The sequence below is a fragment of the Bradyrhizobium sp. 21 genome (assembly GCF_023073335.1).
Lineage (GTDB): Bacteria > Pseudomonadota > Alphaproteobacteria > Rhizobiales > Xanthobacteraceae > Bradyrhizobium.
Window position 1 is genome coordinate 1 of the sequence record NZ_JADPJG010000029.1, and the last position, 21404, is coordinate 21404.

Below are 21404 nucleotides of genomic sequence, written 5' to 3' on the forward strand. Positions count from 1 at the left end.
AGGGTGGCAAGAAGAATAGGGACCAGGCAAACCTCGGGCGAAACGCGCCGCGAGGCTGCGAAGGCGTGTCTGCGAGGCCGTAGGATGGGTAGAGCCCTTGCGAAACCCATCATGCTTCGGCGCGGAGACATCGCGATGGGTTTCGCTTTCGCTCTACCCATCCTACGAGTGCGCTGCGCTCGCAAAGACGATGTGGAGAGCGAGCGCCACACTTCGCGCTCGCGTCCCTACCCTGCCTCGTCCGTCACCATCCGCGCCACGACGCGGTCGCGGCGGATGAAGTGGTGCCAGAGGGCGGCGACGAAATGAACCGCGATCAGGGCGAGCAGCACATAGGCAAACAGGATGTGGCGGTCCTCATAGGCATCCGCCGCCGCTTTGTCCGGCGAGGTGAGCTGCGGCACGTGAAACAGGCCGAAGAAACTCGAATAGTCGGGCGTGTGCGCGCCGGAATGCGCCCAACCGAGCATGATGACGACGATGACGGCGAGATAGAGCGCACCATGGCTGATGCGGGCGGCGAGCTTCTGCCAGGGCAGGCTGTCGGTCGGCAGCGCCGGCGTCGGGTTGATGAGACGCCAGACCAGGCGCAGAACGGTGAGCAGCAGGATCACATAGCCGATATCGGCGTGGATCGACCGGTAGAAGAAGCGGTCGGGCCGCGCCGGGATGTGGTTCATCCACCAGCCAAAGCCGATCATGCCGATGATCGCCAGCGCCAAAATCCAGTGCAGCCACCGGGAAACGCTGCCCCAGCCGTGACTGGTATTTCCGATCATGTCGGCTCTCCGGAGTTTTGCGGGCCCGTCCCTATTCGCACCGCAGTACGGCAGCTGATACCGGGAACATAGGCCATTCACGAAATTGAATCGTTCCAAATTGGCGCCGGACGACCGCGCCGTAAAAGCGCCCCAAAAACCGAATGGTAACCATGACGCCCTTAAGGTAACGACGTGACCAATTCCCCGACGATCCTGGTGTTCGATTCCGGCCTTGGCGGGCTCACGGTGCTGCGTGAGGTCGTGGCCGCGCGCTCCGATGCGCATTACGTCTACGTCGCCGACGACGCCTTCTTCCCCTACGGCCACCACAGCGAGGACGAGATCATCGCCCGCGTGGTGCCGCTGATGGGGAAATTGATCGGCGCGCACGATCCTGACCTCGTCGTCATCGCCTGCAACACGGCGTCCACCCTCGTCCTATCGCATCTGCGGGCCGCTTATTCCCTGCCCTTCGTCGGCACGGTGCCGGCGATCAAGCCGGCCTGTGCGCAGTCGAGGAGCCGGCGCGTCTCGGTGCTCGGCACCAAGGGCACGGTGAAGCGCGAATACACCAAGGCCCTGATCCGCGATTTCGCGCTGGGCTGCGAGGTGACACTGATCGGCTCGCCCGAGCTGGCCGCGCTGGCTGAAGCCGAGCTCAGCGGCTCGTCCGTCAGCGACGACGCCATCCTCGCCGAGCTCGCCCCCTGCTTCGTCGGCGACGCCGGGGACGCTGGCGCACGCACCGACACGGTGGTGCTGGCCTGCACGCATTATCCGCTGCTGCTCGACCGGCTGAAAAAGCTCGCGCCCTGGCCGGTCGACTGGATCGATCCGGCGCCCGCGATTGCCCGCCGCGTCTCGGATCTGCTCGGCCCGCACACCGGCGGCGTCGCGCAGCCCGGCGCCGAGATGATCTTCACCTCGAACCGCGTGCATGGCCTTTCGGCCACGCTGACGCCGTTCTTCGGCGGCCGCATTCCCGCCTGACCTTGCGCGTCGACGGCGCGCTGCTAGGCTCCGCCGTCGTCATTCGCCAAGGCTTCATATGTCGGTGCTTCCCGTGTCGATCCCCGCAACGCCGCTCAACCGCCTCCGCCAGCTCTGGCGCGAGGGCCGTCCCGCTTTCGGCGCGATCGCGACCATCCCGAGCGTGCAGACCGTGCAGATCATGGCCCGCTCGCTCGACTGGATCATCGTCGATCTCGAGCACGGCCCGATTGGACTGACCGAAGCGCATGCGATGATCGCTGCCACCACCGGCACGCCGTGCACGCCCCTGGTGCGGATCGCGGCGAACGAGCCGTGGCTTGCGAAAGCACCGATGGACATCGGCGCCTTCGGCATCAACTTCCCGATGATCACCAATCGCGCCGAGGCCGAGAAGGCGGTGCGCAGCGTGCGCTATCCGCCGCGCGGCGATCGTCTCTGGGGTCCGTTCCACGCGCCGTTCCGCTGGGGCCAGTCGATGCCGGACTACATGGCGTCAGCCGATGACGAGATGATTTGCATGATCACCATCGAGCATGTCGACGCCGTCAACCGCATTGACGAGATCATGGCGACGCCGGGCATCGACGTTGCGGTGATCGGCCCCGGCGATCTTGCGACGTCCATCAACAAGCGCGGACAGATGGACGATCCGGAATTGCTGGAGCTGGTGGCGCGGGCCGAGGCCGGGATCCTCAGAAGCGGCGTGCCGATCGGCGGCGTGGCGCGCACCGCAGACCAGGCCAACCAGTTGGTCGATCGCGGCTACCGCGCGATCGCGCTCGGCTTCGACTGGTCGCTTTTCCAGCGCGGCATCATGGCGGCGTTCGAGGGCATCAGGCGCTGAACAGACCGATTGCCACCTTGCCGCGAACTGCGGCGCTGCTAGGGTCGCCGTTCCAGGGAGGAAACAATGCTCAAAAAGAGTCTGCTCGTTCTCGCGTTCACCGGTCTTGCCGTCGCGGCCTTCGCCCAGCAGCCCGGCATCAAGCGCACGCCGCTCCAGAAGGTCGAATTTCCAGACGGCTACAACACCGTCACCGCCATCGCGGAAGTCCCGGCGGGCGGCGCGGCCGGACGCCATACCCATCCCGGAATTGAAACGGGCTATGTCCTGGAAGGCGAGCTCAATCTTCTGGTCGACGGGCAGCCGGACAAGACCCTGAAAGCCGGTGAGTCCTATCAGATCCCGGCAGGCGTCGTGCATGATGCCAAGGCTCACGGCGACAAGTCATTCAAAGTCCTTGGTATTTACGTCGTCGATAAGACCAAGCCGTTGGCCTCGCCGGCGCCCTGAGGCGGCGAACCGACCGGCCCCAAGCGGGTTGGTTCGTGCTAGAGCAGGCGGCGAGCGGGAACCCGCTCGCTGCACAAATTCTGATCTGCGGGAACCGGAGCGCATGCGCGGGAAATCCAGGACCATTTCTCTGCCGCGCCGCCTGATTTGCGACATGATGCACGCCTCGATGGACGTGCCGTTCGTCTCGCTGTCCCGGTCCCTCAATATTCGCCCCCTATTGGAGGCGCGCGCGGGCGCGATGGCGCCCGCCGGATGGGCGGCCATGTTCGTCAAGGCCTTTGCCCTCGTCGCCAGGGACGAGCCGGTCCTGCGCACCGTTTACGCCAAATGGCCCTGGCCCTCGCTCTACGAGCTGCCGAAGAGCGTGGCGCTGGTGGCCATTGCCCGGGTCGAGGACGGCGAGGATTGCGTGATGCCGCAGCGAATCGCGGCTCCCGAGGCCATGGCACTGGCCGCGGTCGACGCCGAGATCCGGCGCGCCAAAACCGCCCCGATCGACGATGTCCCGATGTTCCGCAAGATCATGCGGGCGACCCGGCTGCCGCTGCCGCTGCGGCGGCTGTCCTGGGCGATCGGGCTGAATTTCGGCCGGCAGCGCGGCAACTGGTTCGGCAGTTTTGCGGTGAGCTCGGTGGCCGCCTATGGCGGCGGCGAGCTTCATCCCATCACGCCTGGGCCCTTCATCGTCAGTTACGGGGTGGTGGAGCCCGACCAGACCATCCATGTCGTGATCCGCTGGGATCACCGGGTCACCGACGCCGCCCCGATCGCCCGGGTCCTGACCCGCCTGGAACAAGTCCTGAACACTGAAGTCGCTGCCGAATTGCGCCCGGCCGGGTCGAAGCCCATCCGGGCCGTGGGGACCTGATTTCGCGGCTATTCGCATTGACAGAACGGCCCATATTCACCTAAAAGCCGCCTGCTCGCGGGCCGATTTCGGCCCGCGAAGCGTTTCGCGACCCGTGGTCCTGCCCCCTATGCTTTGGGGATCGGACCTGTCAGTGCCGGGCTAGCCCGTCACACAGGAGGGCGCGTTTCCTCAAAACCATGAACCTAAGAGGACGCGATGACTAAGCGCAGTGAGGCGAAGTACAAACTCGATCGCCGTATGGGCCAGAACATCTGGGGCCGCCCGAAGAGCCCCGTCAACCGCCGCGAATACGGCCCCGGCCAGCACGGTCAGCGCCGCAAGGGCAAGCTCTCCGACTTCGGCGTGCAGCTGCGCGCCAAGCAGAAGCTGAAGGGCTATTACGCCAACATCTCCGAGCGCCAGTTCCACAGCATCTATGTCGAGGCCAGCCGCCTCAAGGGTGACACCGGCGAGAACCTGATCGGCCTGCTCGAGCGCCGTCTCGATGCGGTCGTGTACCGTGCCAAGTTCGTCTCGACGATCTTCGCCGCGCGCCAGTTCATCAACCACGGCCACGTCAAGGTGAACGGCCGCAAGGTCAACATCTCGAGCTATCAGGTCAAGATCGGCGACGTGATCGAGGTCAAGGAAGCTTCCAAGCAGCTCGCCCACGTCCTCGAAGCCAGCCAGCTCTCCGAGCGTGACACCCCCGACTATCTCGAAGTCGACCACGGCAAGATGATCGCGAAATATGTGCGCATCCCCCACCTCTCCGACGTGCCGTTCCCGGTGCAGATGGAGCCCCATCTGGTCGTCGAATTCTATTCGCGCTAAGATCTGATTATCGAAAGGCCCCGGTTCGCCGGGGCCTTTTTGCTTAAGAGCCACACTTCAGTGGCCGTCATGCCTTCAGGAGGCGTCGCATGCTCTACACCCCTCCCCCGATCGATTCCAAGGCACCGCCGGTGCGCATCAATCTGCTCTCGGACACGCAGACCAAGCCGACGGCTGCGATGCGCGAGGCGATGGCCCGCGCTGAGGTCGGCGACGAGCAGGTCGGCGACGATCCGACCGTGAATGCGCTGTGCGAACGCGTTGCGGATCTGCTCGGCAAGGAAGCCGCGGTGTATATGCCCTCGGGCACGATGTGCAACGTCACCGCCACGCTGGTGCATTGCCGTCCCGGCGACGAGATTCTCGCGCACGAGAGCGCGCACATCATCGCCCGCGAAGGCGGCGCCCATGCCGCGATCGGTGGCTTTCAGGTCACGCAACTCAAGGGCGCCGACGGCCAGTTCACGCCGGAGACCTTCCGCAACGCACTGCATCCGCGCACGCGCTACCAGCCGCCGCAGACCGTCGTCAGCGTCGAGCAGACCGCCAATATCGGCGGCGGCACGATCTGGAAGAAGGCGGCGCTCGACGAGATCGTCGCGATAGCCAAACAGCACGGCCTCGTCACCCACATGGATGGCGCTCGGCTGCTCAACGCCACCGTGGCGAGCGGCATCTCCCCGCGCGACATGACGGCGGGGTGGGATTCGGCCTGGATCGATTTCTCCAAGGGCCTCGGCGCCCCGATCGGTGGTGTGCTCGCAGGCACGCGCGCCTTCATCGACGCGGTCTGGCAGTGGAAGCAGCGCCTCGGCGGCTCGATGCGGCAGGCCGGCATCTGTGCGGCCGCCTGCATCTACGCGCTCGACCATCACGTCGACCGCCTTGCCGACGACCACGCCAATGCGCGCGCGCTCGCCCGCGGGCTGTCGCAGATTGCGGGCGTCGAGGTGCAGGAGCCCGAGACCAACCTCGTGTTCTTCAAGCCCGATGGCGCGGGCATTCCCGGCGACAAGATGGTCGCCGCGCTCCGTCAGCGCGGGGTGACGCTTGCGATGATGGACGGCCGCATCCGCGCCTGCACCCATCTCGACGTCAATGCGAGCCAGATCGAGGAGACGATCGGCTACGTGCGCGAGATCGTGCGCGGGACGTAGCTAGCGCCCCATCGCCTGATAAATCAGCGTCTTCAGCGCCAGTTGAATCCGGCCGCGCTGCGACGGGGTCTGCACCATGAAAATCCCGAACAGATCGTCTTCGGGATCGATGAAGAAGAACGTGCCGCCGACGCCGTCCCAGCGATATTCGCCCAGCGGCCACGAAGTGCCTGATGGCACCGAGGTGCGGACGGCGAAGCCGAGCCCGAAGCCGGAAGTGCCACCCGGATAATAATTCTGGTCGCGCGCGATTTTCGTCTCGGGTCCGATATGATCCGACGCCATCAGCGCGATGGTCTCGGGGTTGAGATAGCGCCGGCCGTCATACGTGCCCCCGTCAAGCAGCATCTGTGAGAAGCGGGCATAGTCGCCGATCGTACCGACGAGGCCACCGCCGCCAGACTCCCATTTCAGTGGTTTCCGGGGATCGCGGACCTGCGTCATCGGACTGATCGCACGATCCGTCGGCATCGGTTCGGCGATGCGCGGCCATTTGGCGGGATCGGCAACGTAGTATGCAGTGTCCGTCATGCCGAGCGGATCGAGCAACCGCTCCTTCGCGAACTGGAGCAGCGTCTTCCCCGAGATCACCTCGATGATGCGACCGAGCACGTCGGTGGAATGGCCGTAATCCCAGTTCGTGCCGGGCTGCTCGGCGAGCGGCAGCGCGGTGATCTTGGCGACGATCTCGGCGTTGGTCAAAGCCTTGTTGTCGAACAGACCGGCGTCGGCATAGAGCGCGTTCACTGCGCCGCCGCCGTAATAGCCGTAGGGAATTCCGGCGGTATGGCGCATCAGATCCTCGATCGTGACCGGGCGATCGAGTTTCTGAAGCATCAGCGCGACCTTGCCGTCATCGCTCCTCACCTCGACGCCGACCGTCATGCCAGCAAAGGCCGGAATATATTTTGAGACGGGATCGTCGAGCTTGAGCTTGCCCTCCTCGACCAGCATCATCGCCATCACTGACGTGACCGGCTTCGACATCGAGTAGAGGCGGAAGATCGTGTCTGCGCTCATCGAAATTTCGGTCGCGACGTCGCGGACGCCGAAATTCTCGTAATAGACCGGCTTGCCGTGCTGCTGCAGCAGCAGGATCGCGCCCGGAAACGTACCGGCTGCGATCTCGTTCCGGATGTAGTCGGAAACCTTTGCCAGACCTTCGGACGAGAGCTTGTGCGCGGCGCGCTCGGAGTCCGCGCTCGCACGAGATGCACTGAACAGAAGGACGAGCGCCGCGATCAGCGCGCGGCGCCCGAACATCTCACTTCTCCATGGCTTCATAAACCAACTGCTTCAATGTTCGTTGCACGCGCTGGCGCTCGGTCGGCGTCTGTTCCAGCAGCACGAAGAACATGTCCTGCTTGGGGTCGATCACGAAATAGCAGCCGGAGGCGCCGTCCCACTTCAATTCCCCGAGATCGCCGGGCGGCGGCGGTTTTGCGTTGCCGGGATCGGTGCGGACGGCAAGGCCGAGACCGAAACCAAAGCCGTCGCCGGGGAAGTAGAAGTAGTCGCGATCGACGCCCGATTTCGGGCCGATCTGATCGGTCACCATCAGCTTGAACGTCTCGGGGCTGAGAATGGTCTTGCCGTCGAGGCTGCCGCCATTGAGCAGCATCTGCGCGAAGCGCTCATAGTCCGCCATGGTCGAGACCATGCCGCCGCTGGCCGACTGCCATTTCTTGAGGACGGTCGGATCGTTGATCCGGCCAACGCGGAAATCGCTGTCGTTCGGCACCGGCTGCGCCAGCAGCTTCTGCTTCTCGGGATCCGTGACGAGGAAGCCGGTGTCGACCATGCCGAGCGGACCGAGCAGCTTCTCCCGCTCGATATCGAGCAGCGGCTTGCCGGCCGCAATTTCCATGACGCGCGCCAGAATGTCGGTGGAATGGCCGTATTGCCAGAGCGCGCCGGGCTGATTGTGCAGCGGCAGTTTTGCGATGCGCTCGGCGAACTCGGCGAGATCGAAATCGCCGTCATAGATCTTGGCGTCACGATAGGCCTTGCGGACCAGGCTGTCGCCATAGAAGCCATAGGTGACGCCCGAGGTGTGCGTCATCAGATCGTGCACCGTCATCGGCCGGCTCAGCGGCACCAGTTCCAGCGACTTGGTGCCGTCGTCGGCCTTCTTCTCGACACCGACCTTCAGATTGGCGAAGGACGGGATGTATTTCGAGACCGGATCGTCGAGCTTGATCGTGCCGTCCTCGACCATCTTCATCGCGACCACAGAGGTGATCGCCTTGGTCATCGAGAACAGGCGGAAGATCGTCTTGTCCGTGATTGGCGCCTTGGTCGCCACGTCCTGCACGCCGAAGGCCTCGCGGAAGACCGGCTTGCCATGCTGCTTGATCAGCACGGTTGCGCCGGCGATCTTGCCGGTTGCGACCTCGTTATTGAAGAACTCGCTGATCCTCGCGAGCTTCTCCGGATTGAAATGCGCGCCGGCCGGAATTTCGTAGGTGCCCTCGGCGCGAGCGAATGACATCGCGCCCAGCGATACAAGCACGCCGCAGGCGAACGCACGCAGTGCAGATTGTGAAATCATATCCCCTCCCCGGAACATGGTCCGGCGGAGTGTACTGACCAGCTCAATCGGCACAAGGGCTGCCGTAGCGCGCCAGAACATCCGTGTGGAGGGCCGCGCTTGCCTCCGAGAAACAACAGAATATAACGCGCGCGACAAGCGGCGCAGCCGGCAGGGCTTCAATGGTCGCACGCACCGCAATCTTCGCCGCCTGGTCGGCCGGGAAACGATACACTCCGGTGGAGATCGCGGGGAACGCCAGCGAATTCAGCCCATTGGCTTGGGAGAGCTCAAGCGCGCGGCGATAACAGGAGCTGAGCGCCTCGGCCTCACCGCGTGTACCGCCGTGCCAGACAGGCCCGACCGCGTGGATCACATGGCGCGCGGGCAGAAGGTAGCCCTTGGTGATCTTGGCATCGCCGGTCTTGCAGCCGTGGAGCATGCGGCATTCGGCGACGAGGTCGGGCCCGGCGGCCCGATGGATCGCACCATCCACGCCGCCCCCGCCAAGGAGCGACGTGTTGGCGGCGTTGACGATGGCGTCAACGCCGAGTGTGGTGATGTCAGCGACAATGACCTCGAGCTGGGCGCCGCCGATCCGGCGCGCCAGCGTGGTCATGCGTCAGGCCGCGACCGCGACGCCCTTCTCGGAGAGGAGCTGCTGCAATTCGCCGGCCTGGAACATCTCGCGGATGATGTCGCAGCCGCCGACGAACTCGCCCTTCACGTAGAGCTGCGGAATGGTCGGCCAGTTCGAGTAGTCCTTGATGCCGTTGCGCAGCTCGGCGGATTCGAGAACGTTGAGGCCTTTATAGCCGACGCCGATGTGGTCGAGGATCTGGACGACCTGGCCGGAGAAACCGCACTGCGGAAATTGCGGCGTACCCTTCATGAATAGAACCACGTCGTTCGACTTCACTTCGTTGGCGATGAATTCCTCGATGCTCATATCCGTGTCCTTCTGGGGCGGAGCCCTCAACGATTCCCTCGGGCCGGCTCAGCCGATCTAACCCGATACCTGGCTATATATGTAGCCCAAACCGTTGTGCATCCAAAGTAAAATGGCGGCGAACAGCCCGAGGGCGGGGGGCCCTGAGGGTGCCGGCTCATTGCATGATGCCAGGAATATCATCGCCGGGGAGGACTTTCATACCGTAACGGAGCCCCTATCTAGGACGAACCCCGGTTTTGGAACCGGGTAACGCCAACAACGTTCTCTTGTCCTGTCTGGAGAAAAACGTGACGAAACAAGCTTCCGCAACGGCCAGTCCGCCGCTTTCGTCACCGTCTTTTGACCCGGGCAGCCTCGCCCGGCGGCTTGAGGACGCCTTTGTCGCCGTCCGCAACGAGACCGAGCGCCGGGCGGCGCCGCTCTCGCCGGAAGACCAGCAGATTCAGTCCATGCCGGATGCGAGCCCGACGAAATGGCACCGGGCCCATACCACCTGGTTCTGGGAGCAGTTTTTGTTGGGCGAACACCGTCCGGGCTACCAGCCCTTCCACCCGGATTTCGCATTCCTGTTCAATTCCTATTACGTCAGCGCCGGCCCCCGCCATTCCCGCAATCACCGTGGCGACATCACCCGCCCGAGCGCCGATCAGGTCGGCGCCTACCGCAGCCATGTCGACGCGGCCGTCGTAAAATTCTTCCACGAGGCCGGCGAGGACAAGCTTCGCGAGATCGCGCCGCTGATCGAGGTCGGGCTCAATCACGAGCAGCAGCATCAGGAATTGATGGTCACCGACATCCTGCATGCTTTCGCGCAGAACCCGATCCCGCCCGCCTACGATCCGGACTGGCGCTTTCCGGCCTCGACGCGCGCGGGCGAGGATTGGCTGACGCTGAACGAAGGCATCCACACCGTCGGCCATGTCGACGACAGCTTTCATTTCGACAACGAGAAGCCGGCACATCGCGCCCTGGTCGGCCCGGTCAAGGTCGCCCGCAATCTCGTCACCAATGGCGAATGGCTCGCCTTCATGCGCGACGGCGGTTACCGGACCGCGACGCTATGGCTGATGGACGGCTTTGCCGCCGTCAACAACGAGGGCTGGGACGCTCCAGGCCATTGGCGCGAGATCGACGGCCAATGGCATGTGATGACGCTGGCCGGCCTCAAGCCGGTCGAGCTGGACGCGCCCGTCTGCCACGTCAGCTATTACGAGGCCGACGCCTTCGCGCGCTGGGCCGGAAAGCATCTGCCGACCGAGACGGAATGGGAGGTCGCCGCGCGCGCCGGACAGCTCAACGACACCTTCGGCATCGTCTGGCAGTGGACGCGATCGTCCTACTCGCCCTACCCCGGCTATCGCGCCGTCGAAGGCGCGCTCGGTGAGTACAACGGCAAGTTCATGGTCAACCAGCTGGTGCTGCGCGGCTCCTCGCTTGCAACCCCGGAGGGGCACAGCCGTATCACCTATCGCAACTTCTTCTATCCGCACCATCGCTGGCAGTTTACCGGACTGCGGCTTGCCGACTACGAATAAGACTTATCCGACGTCAACCGCGCGCCGGACAGCGCGTTCAGGAGAGTATCATGAATGTGCACGCCAGCGCTTTGGCCGAAGCCCATCTCCCCGACGAACAGACCACCGCCTTCGCCCGCGAGGCCATCGAGGACCTCTCGCAGCAGCCGAAAAAGCTGTCGCCCAAATATTTCTACGACGCGACAGGGTCGGAGCTGTTCGAGGCGATCACGCGCCTGCCGGAATATTATCCGACGCGCACCGAGCTTGCGATCCTGAAGGAGCGTGGTGGCGAGATCGCAAAAATCATTCCGGAGCACGCGGCGCTGGTCGAGTTCGGCGCAGGCGCGACCACAAAAGTCCGCCTGCTGCTCAACCAGTGCAAGTTCGCGGCCTATGTCCCCGTCGACATCTCCGGCGACTTCCTGAAGGCGCAGGCGAACGGCCTGAAGCGAGATTTTCCGTCACTCGGCATCTATCCGGTGGCAGCCGACTTCACCACACCGTTCGAGCTGCCCAAGGCGGTTGCGTCGATGCCCAAGGTCGGCTTCTTCCCCGGCTCGACCATCGGCAATTTCGAACCGCACGAAGCGCAGGCCTTCCTGAAGAGCGCACGCAAGATCCTCGGTCAGGGCGCGCAGATGATCATTGGCGCCGACCTGGAGAAAGAGGAGCGCCTGCTCCACGACGCCTATAACGACGCGGCCGGCGTCACCGCACGGTTCAACCTCAATGTGCTGGTGCGGATCAACCGCGAGCTCGGCGGCAATTTCGATCTGTCCGCCTTCACCCATCGCGCAATCTACAATCGCGAGCGGCATCGAATCGAAATGCATCTGATCAGCAAGAAGAGCCAGACGGTGCGCCTGCTCGGCACCAGCTTCTCGTTCCGCGGCGGCGAGAGCATTCATACCGAGAACAGCTACAAATACAGTATCGAGCGTTTTGCCGCGCTGGCGCAGGGCGCGGGCTGGCGGGTGCGCGAGAGCTGGACGGATGCGGCCAAGATGTTCTCGGTGCACGCGCTGGAGGCGGCGGAGTAGCGCTCCGGCGCTCCACGCGGGATAGAGCGGTATCGCTGCGGCACATCCTTCGAGACGCCCGCTTTAGGCGGGCTCCTCAGGATGAGGACGGAGCGTGCAGCAACAGCTGCAACGGACACCGACGCTGAGGAGGCTCATCCTGAGGAGACCGCGCAGCGGTCGTCTCGAAGGACGAGGCGCGCATTCAGGCCGCGCCAGAGTCCTCGGCCTCTTCCGGCTCTGACCCCAGCGACACCGACTCCCATACCGCGACGACGATCATGATCCCGGTCGTCGCGACCGACAACCAGAGCGGGGACAGTTCGGCGCCGAACCACCACAGCACCAGAAGCAGGATGATGCCGATTCCGTGCGAGAGCTGAAGGAAGCCGCGGATCGTGTGCTTGAACAGGATGGTGCCGACCAGAAACACCAGCGGCCCGCCGATCGTGCTGACGATGGTCCGGATGTCGGAATGGCCGGTGGGATGTTTCAGCACCAGTTCGTCCGCGACCGCAGTCAGGATGATGCCGGCGACGATCGGCATGTGCAGATAGGTGTAGGCGATCCGCGCCAGCCGGCCGGACTCGGCAGACTTTGAGAGCAGTTCGGAGCCGGCCTCAGCGCCCTTGTGGAAATAGACCCACCACATCGCAATGCTGCCGACCAGCGCGGAGACGAAGGCCAGAATATTGTCCGCGGTCCAGTCCAGTTCGGCAAAGGTCGCGCCGTTGACGACGACGGCTTCACCGAGCGCGATGATGACGAAGAGGGAGCAGCGCTCGGCCATGTGGCCGCCCTCGACGGCCCAGGCCTCGACCGACGAGAAACCCAGCTTCGGGACCCAGAAGCGGACAGCCGGCGAGACGTATTCGATCGCGAGTGCCGCGATCCAGAGCCACAGCCGCGCCTCGTCATGGGCGAGACCACCGAGTATCCAGAAGATCGCGGAGCCGCAGAGCCAGACCAGGATGCGGATCGCATTGTGCCGGACGGCGGTTCGATGGGGCGGCGTCGCAAACAGCCAGAACGCGGTGCGTCCGACCTGCATGGTCGCATAGGCGATCGCGAACCACAGGCCGCGTCCCTCGAAAGCGGTCGGGATCGTCGTGGACAGCACGAGGCCGCCCAGCATCATCAGGAAGATCAGGATCCGGACCGGCGTCAACTCGGGATTGAGCCAGTTGGTGACCCAGGCGGTGTAGACCCAGACCCACCACACCGCGAGAAACAGCACCGTGACGTGCACCGCGCCGAGCGGCGTGAAATGGTGCAGCAGGGTGTGCGAGACCTGCGTGATCGCGAAGACGAAGACGAGGTCGAAGAACAGCTCGGCATTGGTGACGCGGCTGTGCTGGTTCGGCAGGAGGACGCGAAACATCGCGCCGCGAGGATTGTCCGCAGCCATCGTCATCCCCCCGTCACGCGATCAGATCAGCTACCCGTCAGATCAGGTGCCCGGCGCCCCAGGAACCCCCGTCTGCAGCGCCAGCGCATGCAGCACGCCGCCCATCTGGCCTTGCAGGGACTGATAGACGATCTGGTGCTGCTGGACGCGGGACTTGCCGCGGAATGATTCCGAGATCACGGTCGCGGCATAGTGATCGCCATCGCCGGCGAGGTCACGGATGGTCACCTCGGCATCGGGGATCGCCGCCTTGATCATCGCCTCGATATCGTGGGCGTCCATAGGCATTCGGGTCGTGCTCCTTGTCTCGGCTGCAATCAGCCTTGTCGTCGAATCCGCCGGGGTCCGGATCTGCAGAGCCAAACTTGCCGGCCGGGCCAAACTTAGCGTGAACGGCCTTCTACGTCACGCCTTCAGGCACTATATCCCTGATCCCATCCGGATAAAGGCACGACAAAGTGCCACGCGCGGCAGATTGATCGAAAAGGCGTGAACTCATGAAGCTCCCAGGGCCCGACCACCCCATCACCATCACCCAAAACCCCCGGCGCGTCCGCGTCACGGCCGGTGACGTCGTGATCGCCGAGACCACCAAGGCGCTGATCTTGAAGGAGGCCAAATATCCGGCGGTGCAATATGTGCCGCGACAGGACGCCAACATGGCGCTGCTGGAGCGCACCGACCGCGTCACCCATTGCCCCTACAAGGGGGACGCGAGCTATTACAGCGTCAAGGCCGACGGCAAGACGCTGGACAATGCGATCTGGACCTATGAAGCGCCCTTCCCCGCGATGACGGAGATTTCCGGCCATCTCGCCTTCTACCCGGACAAGGTGAAGATCGAGGAAGTGGGCTAGACGCTGCACCGCTGCACGGCCGTCAAGCCTGGGCATGACGGCCGAGCGCGCAGGAATAGCGGGGCTACGCCTTGAAGATGGTGAGCCCGAGTATCAGCAGCACCAGGAAGATCACGACGAATACGTAGAACAGGAAGCGGGCAATATCGGCGGAGGCCGCCGAAATGCCGGTGAAGCCGAGCACGCCGGCCACGATCGAGACAAGTAAGAAGATCAGCGCCCATTTCAGGATCGTCATCGCCAGCTCCGAAATTGGTACCGCTTTTCGCGGCTCTCAAGCCCCTTTTGGCGAACGCTAACTTCGCCGCGCGGAACTGGTTCCTAGCAGTGTGGGGCCCTGCAGACGCCTCAAACGACCCTTGCTGAATCGGGTTCCCGGCGGCACAGTCCGACCCGGGCAGGAGCGCAATCGGGGCGGCCATGATCACGATGTCACATTCAGCGGCGATCGGCGCGGAGGCGCATGCGGCGCCGAAGAGCAAGGCGCGCAATTTGTCGCTGGATCGCGCCCGCACCTTCCTGACGCTGGTGGTGCTGCTGCATCACGCCGTTATTCCCTACACCTATTTCGGTCACACCGATCCGGCCTCCTGGATCGGTTTCGACATCGTCGTGCTGGCCACCGACAGCTTCTTCATGGCGATGTTCTTCTTCCTGTCGGGACTGTTTACGTGGCCGGGCATCGCGCGCAAGGCGCCACAGGTTTTCCTGCGCGATCGCCTCCTGCGGCTCGGGCTGCCGTTCGCGATCGCGGCGTTCACCGTCATCCCGCTCGCCTATTACGCAATCGCGCTGCGGCACGATCCCGGACTGAGCTTCACGGCGTTCTGGTGGAAGACGGTGACGATTGGACCGTGGCCGAGCGGTCCGATCTGGTTCGTGTGGGTGCTGCTGGCGTTCGACCTGACCGCGAGCCTGCTCTACCGGGTCTCGGCGCATCTGGTCGATCCGGGCAACCGCATCTCGCTACGCGGATTTGAGCAGCCGGCCGCATTCTGGCTGATGCTCGTCGCCGTCACGACAATCGTCTACGTGCCGGCGCTGCTCTATTTCGGCGGCAGCAAATGGTTCGAGTTCGGACCGTTCTCGGTGCAGGCGAGCCGCATCCTGCTCTACTTCGCCTATTTCTTCATCGGCGTCAGCGTCGGTGCCGCGAACTTCGATCGCGGCATCCTCAGCGCCGACGGCCGATTGCCGAAACAGCGCTGGTTGTGGGTGATCGCGACGCTGATCCCCTACTGCCTGATGTGGGCGATGATCTACATCAAGCGCGAAGTGCTCGGGAATCCCGACCCGCAACCGCACTGGTATCAGGCGATCTACGGTACGTTCTTCGTGCTGTTCTCAGGCACGATCCTGCTCGCGATCCTCGCCTTCTTCCTGCATCAGAAGTCGCCGGGGCCGAACCTGCTCGACCGCATGCAGGCTGATGCTTACGGTATGTTCCTGGTGCACTACCCGATCGCGCTGTGGATCCAGTACGCGCTGTACGACTACACGTGGCCTGCGATCGCGAAGGCGGCGATCGGCTTCGTGCTCACGGTGATCCTGAGCTGGGGCCTGACGGCAGCGTTACGAAAGATTCCGGGAGCGTCGCACGTGTTGTGAGGCCCGGCCTCAAGCAGCTTACGCCGCCTTGCCGCCCATATACTCCGGCAGCCAGCGCTCGAACGACGTCCGCAGCGTGTCGATCGTTACAGGCGCTTCGCCCGCGATCGCGATGGCGTCGCCGCCGGTGGTGCCGATCCGCACACAGGGCACCTCGCAGCCACGCATCTTGGCGAGCACGAGGCCGGCCTCCGCCTCCGGCACGGTGACGAGATAGCGCGCCTGGTCCTCGCCGAACCAATAGGCCTGCGGCACCAGCGCGGTCGGCGCCGCCAGCAGTTTTGCGCCGATGCCGCTCGCCATCGCCATCTCGGCCAATGCGATCAGCAGGCCGCCGTCGGAAAGGTCATGCACCGCGGTCGCGGTGCCCGCATGGATCATGCCGCGCACACAGTCGCCATTGCGCTTCTCGGCGGCGAGATCGACCGGTGGCGGGGCGCCCTCCTCGCGGCCGCAGATGTCGCGCAGGTAAACGGACTGGCCGAGCCAGCCATGGGTTTCGCCGATCAAGAGGATCGCCTCGCCCTCGGCCTTGAAGGCGAGCGAGGCCGACTTGGTGAAGTCGTCGAGCAGGCCGACGCCGCCGATCGAGGGCGTCGGCAGGATCGCGCGGCCGTTGGTCTCGTTGTAGAGCGAGACGTTGCCGGACACGACCGGGAAATCCAGCGTGCGGCAGGCTTCCGAGATGCCCTGCAGACAGCCGACGAACTGGCCCATGATCTCGGGCCTTTCAGGGTTGCCGAAATTGAGATTGTCGGTGATGGCGAGCGGCTTGCCACCAACTGCGGTGATGTTGCGCCAGGCTTCCGCCACCGCCTGCATGCCGCCTTGATACGGATCGGCCTCGCAATAGCGCGGCGTGACGTCGACGGTCAGCGCCAGGCCCTTCGGCCCGTCCTGCACGCGCACGACGGCGGCGTCGCCACCCGGACGCTGCAAGGTGTTGCCGAGGATGACGTGGTCGTACTGCTCCCAGACCCAGCGCTTGCTGCACATGTCGGGCGTGCCGATCAGCTTCTCCAGCGCCGCGTCGAGACCCATTGGCACGGGCACCTCGCGGGCGTGCACGACCGGCAGCGCGGCGGACGGGACATGCGGCCGGTCATAGAGCGGCGCCTCGTCGCCGAGCTCCTTGATCGGCAGATCGGCCATGACGTCGCCGCCATGCTTGACCACGAAGCGCTTGCTCGGCGTGGTGTAGCCGACCACGGCGAAATCGAGGCCCCACTTCCTGAAGATCGCCTCGGCCTCTTTCTCCTTCTCGGGCTTGAGCACCATGAGCATGCGCTCCTGGCTTTCCGAGAGCATCATCTCGTAGGCGCTCATGCCGGTCTCGCGCGTCGGCACCGCGTCGAGATCGAGGTCGACGCCGAGGTCGCCCTTGGCGCCCATCTCGACTGCCGAGCAGGTCAGGCCGGCCGCACCCATGTCCTGGATCGCGATGACGCAGCCCTTCTCCATGATCTCGAGGCAGGCCTCGAGCAGCAGCTTCTCGGCGAAGGGATCGCCGACCTGCACGGTCGGGCGCTTCTCCTCGGACTTGTCGTCGAACTCGGCCGAGGCCATCGAGGCGCCGTGGATGCCGTCACGCCCGGTCTTGGAGCCGAGATAGACGATCGGCATGTTCACGCCCGAGGCGGCCGCATAGAAGATCTTGTCGGTATCGGCGAGGCCGACCGCCATCGCGTTGACGAGGATGTTGCCGTCATAGCGGGTGTGGAAGCGCACCTGGCCGCCGACCGTCGGCACGCCGAAGGAATTGCCGTAGCCGCCAACGCCGGCGACGACACCGGAGACGAGATGCCGCGTCCTGGCATGCTCCGGTGCACCGAAGCTCAACGCGTTGAGGCAGGCGATCGGTCGCGCGCCCATCGTAAAGACGTCGCGCAAAATGCCGCCGACGCCGGTGGTCGCGCCCTGATAGGGCTCGATGTAGCTCGGGTGGTTGTGGCTCTCCATCTTGAACACCACGGCCTGACCATCGCCGATGTCGATCACGCCGGCGTTCTCGCCGGGCCCCTGGATCACCCAGGGCGCTTTCGTCGGCAGCCCCTTCAGATGGAGGCGCGAGGATTTGTACGAGCAGTGCTCGTTCCACATCGCCGAGAAGATGCCGAGCTCGGTGAAGGTCGGTTCCCGCCCGATCAGCTTCAGGATGCGCTCGTACTCGTCGGGCTTGAGCCCGTGGGCGGCAACCAGTTCGGGGGTGATCTTGGGTTCGTTCTTCATGGATTCGAGGCTTTCGACGGCGGTTGGCCGTTCTTAGGAACATCGGACGGCTTGGAAAAGCCCTTTGTGGCGCATTTTCCCACTGTCCCACGTTTTGCGGCCAGGGGCTGCAGGAACAGGAATTGCACCGCGCACACGGATCGGATTTAAGGGCAAAAGACCCGTTATTGAAGGCCCATTTCCTTGCATGAATTGAGCAAAGCGCCCCCGCCGCGCCGCCCCAACCTCCACGTCGCCACCGAGGGGGAATTCCAGGGCTGGCGGACCTGGATTCGCGACAGTTTTGAGTCCCATGTCGGCCCCTTCTGGCACCGGATCGAGGCGGACGGGAGCGTGCGCAGCGCCTTCCGGGTGGAGAAAAAGCACCTCAACGGCTCGGGGAACGTCCATGGCGGCTGCTACATGGCCTTTGCCGACTACTCCCTGTTTGCGCTCGCGTCCCAAGTTCTGGACAGCCGGGCCGTGACGACCAATTTTGCCTGCGAATTCCTCGATGCAGCGCGGGAGGGCGAGCTGATCGAATGTACCGGAGACGTGAGCCGGGCCGGCGGTTCGCTGATTTTCCTGCGCGGCAAGATGACGTCCGGCGAAAGGCAGCTGTTCACGTTTTCCGGCACGATCAAGCGGGTGAAGCGGAAGCCGCAACCTCAGCCAAACGCATAGCTCGCCGCCTTCCCTTTTCCAGCTCCCTCGCCCAGACTTAGCCGAGCGCTGTCGCGCCGGGGAGCAAGACCAAGGTGCCGCAGAGCACATCAAGGGCAGGTCGCGCCACGGCCTCGCCATGGCCGTCCACGGCCGCCACCGGCGCACGCAACTGGCGCGACTATGCGCTGCTGGTCGCGCTCGCCTGCTGCTGGAGCTCGACCTACCCGCTGGCCAAGCTGGCGCTTCCCACGATCCCGCCGGTTACCTTCATCTCGGCGCGCTCGCTGATCGCGGCGGCCTTCCTGTTCGCCATCCTGTGGATGCGCGGCGTCAGGATCCCGACCGACGCCAAGGCCTGGAAGCTGTTCGCGACCCAGCAATTGATCAACTCGACCTTTCCGTTCCTGATCATCACCTGGTCGCAGCAATATGTGCCGGCCTCCAACACGGTGGTGCTGGCCTCGACGACGCCGATCTTCGCCTTCCTGATCACCTCGCTGATCACGCGGCACGAGCCGGCAACGTTGTTGAAGCTCGCAGGCGCGATCCTCGGCCTTGCCGGCACAATCGTCGTCGTCGGGCTCGACGCGCTGCGCGGCTTCGGAAGCGAGATCGTGGCCGAGATCGCGATCCTGCTTGCCACCATCTCCTTTGCCTGCGCGACGATCTTCGGCCTCAGGCTATCCGAATACGACCCGATGGTGGTGGCGGCCGGCTCGCTGCTGTTCGGCGGCCTGGTGCTGCTGCCGCCTTCGCTCCTCATCGACCAGCCCTGGACGCTGCACCCGACGCCGACGGCGATCATTGCCACCATCGTCATGGGCATCGTCTCCAGTGCGATCGGGCTGATGCTGTTCTACATGTGCCTCGGCCGGCTCGGCACGCTGACGACGAACGCGCAAGGCTATCTGCGCATCCCGATCGGTGTCGGCCTGTCCGTGCTGCTGCTCGGCGAGAGCGTGCCGTCGAATCTGGCGCTGGGATTGGTGCTGGTGATGGCGGGGGTTGCCGCGATGACAGTGCCGACGGAACGGCTGAAGCTGCGGTAGCGTGAAATACTGTTACTTGGCGTCGTCAGCCAGCATCTTCCGGTACTTCTCGACGTCGCGGGTCACGAGTTGCTGAAGCAGCTCTGGCGCATGCTCGTTGTCGTCGGGCGCAACGGTCGACAGGCCGGCGAAACGTTTCTTCACCGCCTCGCTCTCCACCGCCGTGCGCGCGGCAGCGTTCAGCCGGGCGATGACGGCCGCCGGCGTGCCCTTGGGGGCGAACAGGCCGTTCCAGCCCTGCGCCTCGAATTCGGGCAGGCCCGCTTCAGCAGACGTTGGCAAATCCGGCAATGTGACCAGCCGCACGGTCGAGCCGACCACGAGCCCCCGCACCAGCTTCTCGTCGATCGACTGCGAGACGGAGGCCGCCGCATCGCAGACGCCGTCGATCTGGCCGCCGATCGCATCGGTGAGCGCGGGCGCGGCGCCGCGATAGCCGACCAGCGTCGCGTCGATCCCGGTGGCTGTGACGAAGCTCTTGCAGATCAAATAGTTCGACGAGCCAACGCCGGCATGGCCGAGATTGATCTTGCCAGGGTTGGCCTTGGCGTAGGCGATGAACTCCTTGAGGTCCTTTGCCGGAAAGTCCTTGCGCAGCGCGATGATGCCGAAGGTCTTGGCGACCATGGCGATCGGCACGAAGGACTCCGGCGTGAACGGCAGTTTTGGATAGATCGTGTAGGTCGCGGCGTTGGTGCCGGCATTGCCGATCGCGATGGTGTAGCCGTCAGGCTCGGCGCGGGAGGCGCGCGCCAGCGCGGTCGAGCCGCCGGCGCCCGCGACATTCTCGATCACGATGGTCTGGCCGAGCGCGATGCCCATCTGCTCGGCGACGGTGCGCGCGATCACGTCCGAGGTGCCGCCGGCCGCGAACGGCACGATCATCGTGATCGGACGCTTGGGAAAATCCTGCGCAAACGCGGCGCTCGCGAACAAGACGGCCGCCAGCGCGGCGACAGATCGCTTCAGCATGAGTGAAATCACGCGGCCTTTTCCAGATGCTGGACGAGGCCGGCGAACAGGCCGCGGCCATCGGTGCAACCCATGATGTCTTCGACGTGGTTTTCCGGATGCGGCATCATGCCGAGCACGTTGCCCTTGTCGTTGACGAGGCCGGCGATGGAATGCGCCGCGCCGTTGATGTTGTGGCTCTCGTCCACGACGCCGTCGGCGGAGCAGTAGCGATAGAGCACCCGCCCGTCGCCTTCGAGCCGCTTGATGGTCTCGTCGTCCGCCTCGTAATTGCCCTCGCCATGAGCGACCGGCACGCGGATCACCTGGCCGGCGTTGTAGCCGCGGGTGAACGGCGTGTCGGAGCGCTCGACGCGCAGATGCACGTCGTGGCAGATGAATTTCAGCCGCGCATTGCGCATCAGGACGCCCGGCAGCAGGCCGGATTCGCAGAGAATCTGAAAGCCGTTGCAGACGCCGAGCACGAGGCCGCCCTTGGCCGCGTAGTCGCGCACCGCATCCATTACCGGCGCACGCGCGGCGATTGCGCCACAGCGTAAATAGTCGCCATAGGAGAAGCCGCCGGGAACGACCACGAGATCGGTGCCTGCAGGTAGCGAAGTCTCGGCATGCCAGACCATCGCCGGTTCATGACCCGAGATCAGCTTCAGCGCGCGCGCCATGTCGCGCTCACGGTTGATTCCCGGAAAGACGAGGATGGCGGCTTTCATGGCAGAGGTTCCGAAC

The 21404-nt window shown here is 64.5% G+C and carries 23 protein-coding genes; 12 read left to right on the forward strand and 11 right to left on the reverse strand.

Translation table 11 applies throughout. From position 1 onward, the window contains the following. Positions 1-227 precede the first annotated feature (227 nt). Positions 228-779 carry a cytochrome b gene (locus IVB31_RS23300; RefSeq protein ID WP_247328163.1) on the reverse strand — a complete coding sequence of 184 codons (552 nt, stop codon included), beginning with the start codon at positions 777-779 and terminating at the stop codon, positions 228-230. Positions 780-953: 174 nt separating this feature from the next. Here IVB31_RS23300 and murI point away from each other — a divergent pair, with 174 nt between their 5' ends. From murI to IVB31_RS23330, 6 genes are all read left to right on the forward strand, one after another. Then, complete coding sequence (gene murI / locus IVB31_RS23305) at positions 954-1751, forward strand: glutamate racemase (RefSeq protein ID WP_247328166.1); 798 nt, start codon at positions 954-956, stop codon at positions 1749-1751. Positions 1752-1824: 73 nt separating this feature from the next. Further along, positions 1825-2598, forward strand: a complete 774-nt coding sequence (locus tag IVB31_RS23310) for an aldolase/citrate lyase family protein (protein ID WP_247328169.1) — start codon at positions 1825-1827, stop codon at positions 2596-2598. 66 nt (positions 2599-2664) lie between these two features. Further along, the gene (locus IVB31_RS23315; RefSeq protein ID WP_247328171.1) at positions 2665-3048 is read left to right on the forward strand and encodes a cupin domain-containing protein; all 384 of its coding nucleotides are present in this window, start codon (positions 2665-2667) and stop codon (positions 3046-3048) included. Between the two features lie 103 nt (positions 3049-3151). Next, a complete protein-coding gene (locus IVB31_RS23320) occupies positions 3152-3919 on the forward strand; it encodes an acyltransferase (RefSeq protein ID WP_247328174.1) in 768 nt (255 codons plus the stop codon). Between the two features lie 198 nt (positions 3920-4117). Continuing rightward, positions 4118-4735 (forward strand): 30S ribosomal protein S4, encoded by a 618-nt coding sequence (gene rpsD / locus IVB31_RS23325; protein ID WP_247328177.1) that lies wholly within the window; start codon positions 4118-4120, stop codon positions 4733-4735. 89 nt (positions 4736-4824) lie between these two features. Continuing rightward, complete coding sequence (locus tag IVB31_RS23330) at positions 4825-5892, forward strand: threonine aldolase family protein (protein ID WP_247328179.1); 1068 nt, start codon at positions 4825-4827, stop codon at positions 5890-5892. Here the strand turns inward: IVB31_RS23330 and IVB31_RS23335 are convergent, their stop codons facing one another. From IVB31_RS23335 to grxD, 4 genes are read right to left on the reverse strand one after another with little or no spacing between them, the layout of a single operon-like run. Further along, the gene (locus tag IVB31_RS23335) at positions 5893-7155 is read right to left on the reverse strand and encodes a serine hydrolase domain-containing protein (protein WP_247328181.1); all 1263 of its coding nucleotides are present in this window, start codon (positions 7153-7155) and stop codon (positions 5893-5895) included. A gap of 1 nt (position 7156) precedes the next feature. Next, the gene (locus IVB31_RS23340; protein ID WP_247328184.1) at positions 7157-8443 is read right to left on the reverse strand and encodes a serine hydrolase domain-containing protein; all 1287 of its coding nucleotides are present in this window, start codon (positions 8441-8443) and stop codon (positions 7157-7159) included. Positions 8444-8486: 43 nt separating this feature from the next. After that, positions 8487-9041 carry an O-acetyl-ADP-ribose deacetylase gene (locus IVB31_RS23345; protein WP_247328186.1) on the reverse strand — a complete coding sequence of 185 codons (555 nt, stop codon included), beginning with the start codon at positions 9039-9041 and terminating at the stop codon, positions 8487-8489. Positions 9042-9044: 3 nt separating this feature from the next. Continuing rightward, complete coding sequence (grxD, locus tag IVB31_RS23350; protein WP_247328188.1) at positions 9045-9371, reverse strand: Grx4 family monothiol glutaredoxin; 327 nt, start codon at positions 9369-9371, stop codon at positions 9045-9047. A gap of 239 nt (positions 9372-9610) precedes the next feature. On the opposite strand from grxD, the gene egtB reads away from it, so the two are divergent. Then, positions 9611-10909 (forward strand): ergothioneine biosynthesis protein EgtB, encoded by a 1299-nt coding sequence (gene egtB / locus IVB31_RS23355; RefSeq protein WP_247328192.1) that lies wholly within the window; start codon positions 9611-9613, stop codon positions 10907-10909. A gap of 50 nt (positions 10910-10959) precedes the next feature. Beyond that, on the forward strand, positions 10960-11931 hold the full coding sequence (gene egtD / locus IVB31_RS23360; protein WP_247328196.1) for an L-histidine N(alpha)-methyltransferase: 972 nt from the start codon (positions 10960-10962) through the stop codon (positions 11929-11931). 184 nt (positions 11932-12115) lie between these two features. On the opposite strand, the gene IVB31_RS23365 is transcribed toward egtD, so the two are convergent. Together IVB31_RS23365 and IVB31_RS23370 are read right to left on the reverse strand one after the other, a co-directional pair. Beyond that, positions 12116-13318: a low temperature requirement protein A gene (locus tag IVB31_RS23365; protein WP_247328198.1), complete on the reverse strand. Its 1203-nt coding sequence runs from the start codon at positions 13316-13318 to the stop codon at positions 12116-12118. 42 nt (positions 13319-13360) lie between these two features. Continuing rightward, positions 13361-13606 carry a BolA family transcriptional regulator gene (locus tag IVB31_RS23370; RefSeq protein WP_247328200.1) on the reverse strand — a complete coding sequence of 82 codons (246 nt, stop codon included), beginning with the start codon at positions 13604-13606 and terminating at the stop codon, positions 13361-13363. Between the two features lie 209 nt (positions 13607-13815). Here IVB31_RS23370 and IVB31_RS23375 point away from each other — a divergent pair, with 209 nt between their 5' ends. Next, positions 13816-14175, forward strand: coding sequence for a DUF427 domain-containing protein (locus tag IVB31_RS23375; RefSeq protein ID WP_247328202.1), 360 nt, complete (start codon positions 13816-13818; stop codon positions 14173-14175). A gap of 64 nt (positions 14176-14239) precedes the next feature. On the opposite strand, the gene IVB31_RS23380 is transcribed toward IVB31_RS23375, so the two are convergent. Next, the gene (locus IVB31_RS23380; protein ID WP_157333785.1) at positions 14240-14413 is read right to left on the reverse strand and encodes a DUF1328 domain-containing protein; all 174 of its coding nucleotides are present in this window, start codon (positions 14411-14413) and stop codon (positions 14240-14242) included. 182 nt (positions 14414-14595) lie between these two features. On the opposite strand from IVB31_RS23380, the gene IVB31_RS23385 reads away from it, so the two are divergent. After that, positions 14596-15783 (forward strand): acyltransferase, encoded by a 1188-nt coding sequence (locus tag IVB31_RS23385; RefSeq protein WP_247328205.1) that lies wholly within the window; start codon positions 14596-14598, stop codon positions 15781-15783. An 18-nt stretch (positions 15784-15801) separates the two neighbouring features. Here IVB31_RS23385 and purL read toward each other — a convergent pair whose 3' ends face one another. Further along, complete coding sequence (purL, locus tag IVB31_RS23390) at positions 15802-18012, reverse strand: phosphoribosylformylglycinamidine synthase subunit PurL (protein ID WP_247328208.1); 2211 nt, start codon at positions 18010-18012, stop codon at positions 15802-15804. A gap of 183 nt (positions 18013-18195) precedes the next feature. Between purL and IVB31_RS23395 the strand changes: the two genes are divergently transcribed. Together IVB31_RS23395 and IVB31_RS23400 are read left to right on the forward strand one after the other, a co-directional pair. Continuing rightward, positions 18196-18675, forward strand: a complete 480-nt coding sequence (locus tag IVB31_RS23395) for a PaaI family thioesterase (RefSeq protein ID WP_247328210.1) — start codon at positions 18196-18198, stop codon at positions 18673-18675. A gap of 74 nt (positions 18676-18749) precedes the next feature. Continuing rightward, on the forward strand, positions 18750-19706 hold the full coding sequence (locus IVB31_RS23400) for a DMT family transporter (RefSeq protein ID WP_247328214.1): 957 nt from the start codon (positions 18750-18752) through the stop codon (positions 19704-19706). Between the two features lie 12 nt (positions 19707-19718). On the opposite strand, the gene IVB31_RS23405 is transcribed toward IVB31_RS23400, so the two are convergent. Together IVB31_RS23405 and purQ are read right to left on the reverse strand one after the other, a co-directional pair. Then, positions 19719-20690 carry a tripartite tricarboxylate transporter substrate binding protein BugD gene (locus IVB31_RS23405; RefSeq protein ID WP_247328216.1) on the reverse strand — a complete coding sequence of 324 codons (972 nt, stop codon included), beginning with the start codon at positions 20688-20690 and terminating at the stop codon, positions 19719-19721. Then, positions 20687-21388 (reverse strand): phosphoribosylformylglycinamidine synthase subunit PurQ, encoded by a 702-nt coding sequence (gene purQ / locus IVB31_RS23410; protein WP_247328219.1) that lies wholly within the window; start codon positions 21386-21388, stop codon positions 20687-20689. The genes IVB31_RS23405 and purQ overlap by 4 nt, the downstream gene beginning before the upstream one ends. Positions 21389-21404: the final 16 nt, after the last annotated feature.

Bases quoted from the DNA above. Each gene is read 5' to 3' on its own strand.
- IVB31_RS23365 (WP_247328198.1), bottom strand. From the start codon at position 13,318: ATGGCTGCGGACAATCCTCGCGGCGCGATGTTTCGCGTCCTCCTGCCG.
- grxD (WP_247328188.1), bottom strand. From the start codon at position 9,371: ATGAGCATCGAGGAATTCATCGCCAACGAAGTGAAGTCGAACGACGTG.
- IVB31_RS23385 (WP_247328205.1), top strand. From the start codon at position 14,596: ATGATCACGATGTCACATTCAGCGGCGATCGGCGCGGAGGCGCATGCG.
- IVB31_RS23375 (WP_247328202.1), top strand. From the start codon at position 13,816: ATGAAGCTCCCAGGGCCCGACCACCCCATCACCATCACCCAAAACCCC.
- IVB31_RS23340 (WP_247328184.1), bottom strand. From the start codon at position 8,443: ATGATTTCACAATCTGCACTGCGTGCGTTCGCCTGCGGCGTGCTTGTA.
- purL (WP_247328208.1), bottom strand. From the start codon at position 18,012: ATGAAGAACGAACCCAAGATCACCCCCGAACTGGTTGCCGCCCACGGG.
- IVB31_RS23335 (WP_247328181.1), bottom strand. From the start codon at position 7,155: ATGTTCGGGCGCCGCGCGCTGATCGCGGCGCTCGTCCTTCTGTTCAGT.
- IVB31_RS23345 (WP_247328186.1), bottom strand. From the start codon at position 9,041: ATGACCACGCTGGCGCGCCGGATCGGCGGCGCCCAGCTCGAGGTCATT.
- IVB31_RS23380 (WP_157333785.1), bottom strand. From the start codon at position 14,413: ATGACGATCCTGAAATGGGCGCTGATCTTCTTACTTGTCTCGATCGTG.
- purQ (WP_247328219.1), bottom strand. From the start codon at position 21,388: ATGAAAGCCGCCATCCTCGTCTTTCCGGGAATCAACCGTGAGCGCGAC.
- IVB31_RS23300 (WP_247328163.1), bottom strand. From the start codon at position 779: ATGATCGGAAATACCAGTCACGGCTGGGGCAGCGTTTCCCGGTGGCTG.
- IVB31_RS23320 (WP_247328174.1), top strand. From the start codon at position 3,152: ATGCGCGGGAAATCCAGGACCATTTCTCTGCCGCGCCGCCTGATTTGC.
- IVB31_RS23330 (WP_247328179.1), top strand. From the start codon at position 4,825: ATGCTCTACACCCCTCCCCCGATCGATTCCAAGGCACCGCCGGTGCGC.
- IVB31_RS23370 (WP_247328200.1), bottom strand. From the start codon at position 13,606: ATGCCTATGGACGCCCACGATATCGAGGCGATGATCAAGGCGGCGATC.
- egtD (WP_247328196.1), top strand. From the start codon at position 10,960: ATGAATGTGCACGCCAGCGCTTTGGCCGAAGCCCATCTCCCCGACGAA.
- rpsD (WP_247328177.1), top strand. From the start codon at position 4,118: ATGACTAAGCGCAGTGAGGCGAAGTACAAACTCGATCGCCGTATGGGC.
- IVB31_RS23315 (WP_247328171.1), top strand. From the start codon at position 2,665: ATGCTCAAAAAGAGTCTGCTCGTTCTCGCGTTCACCGGTCTTGCCGTC.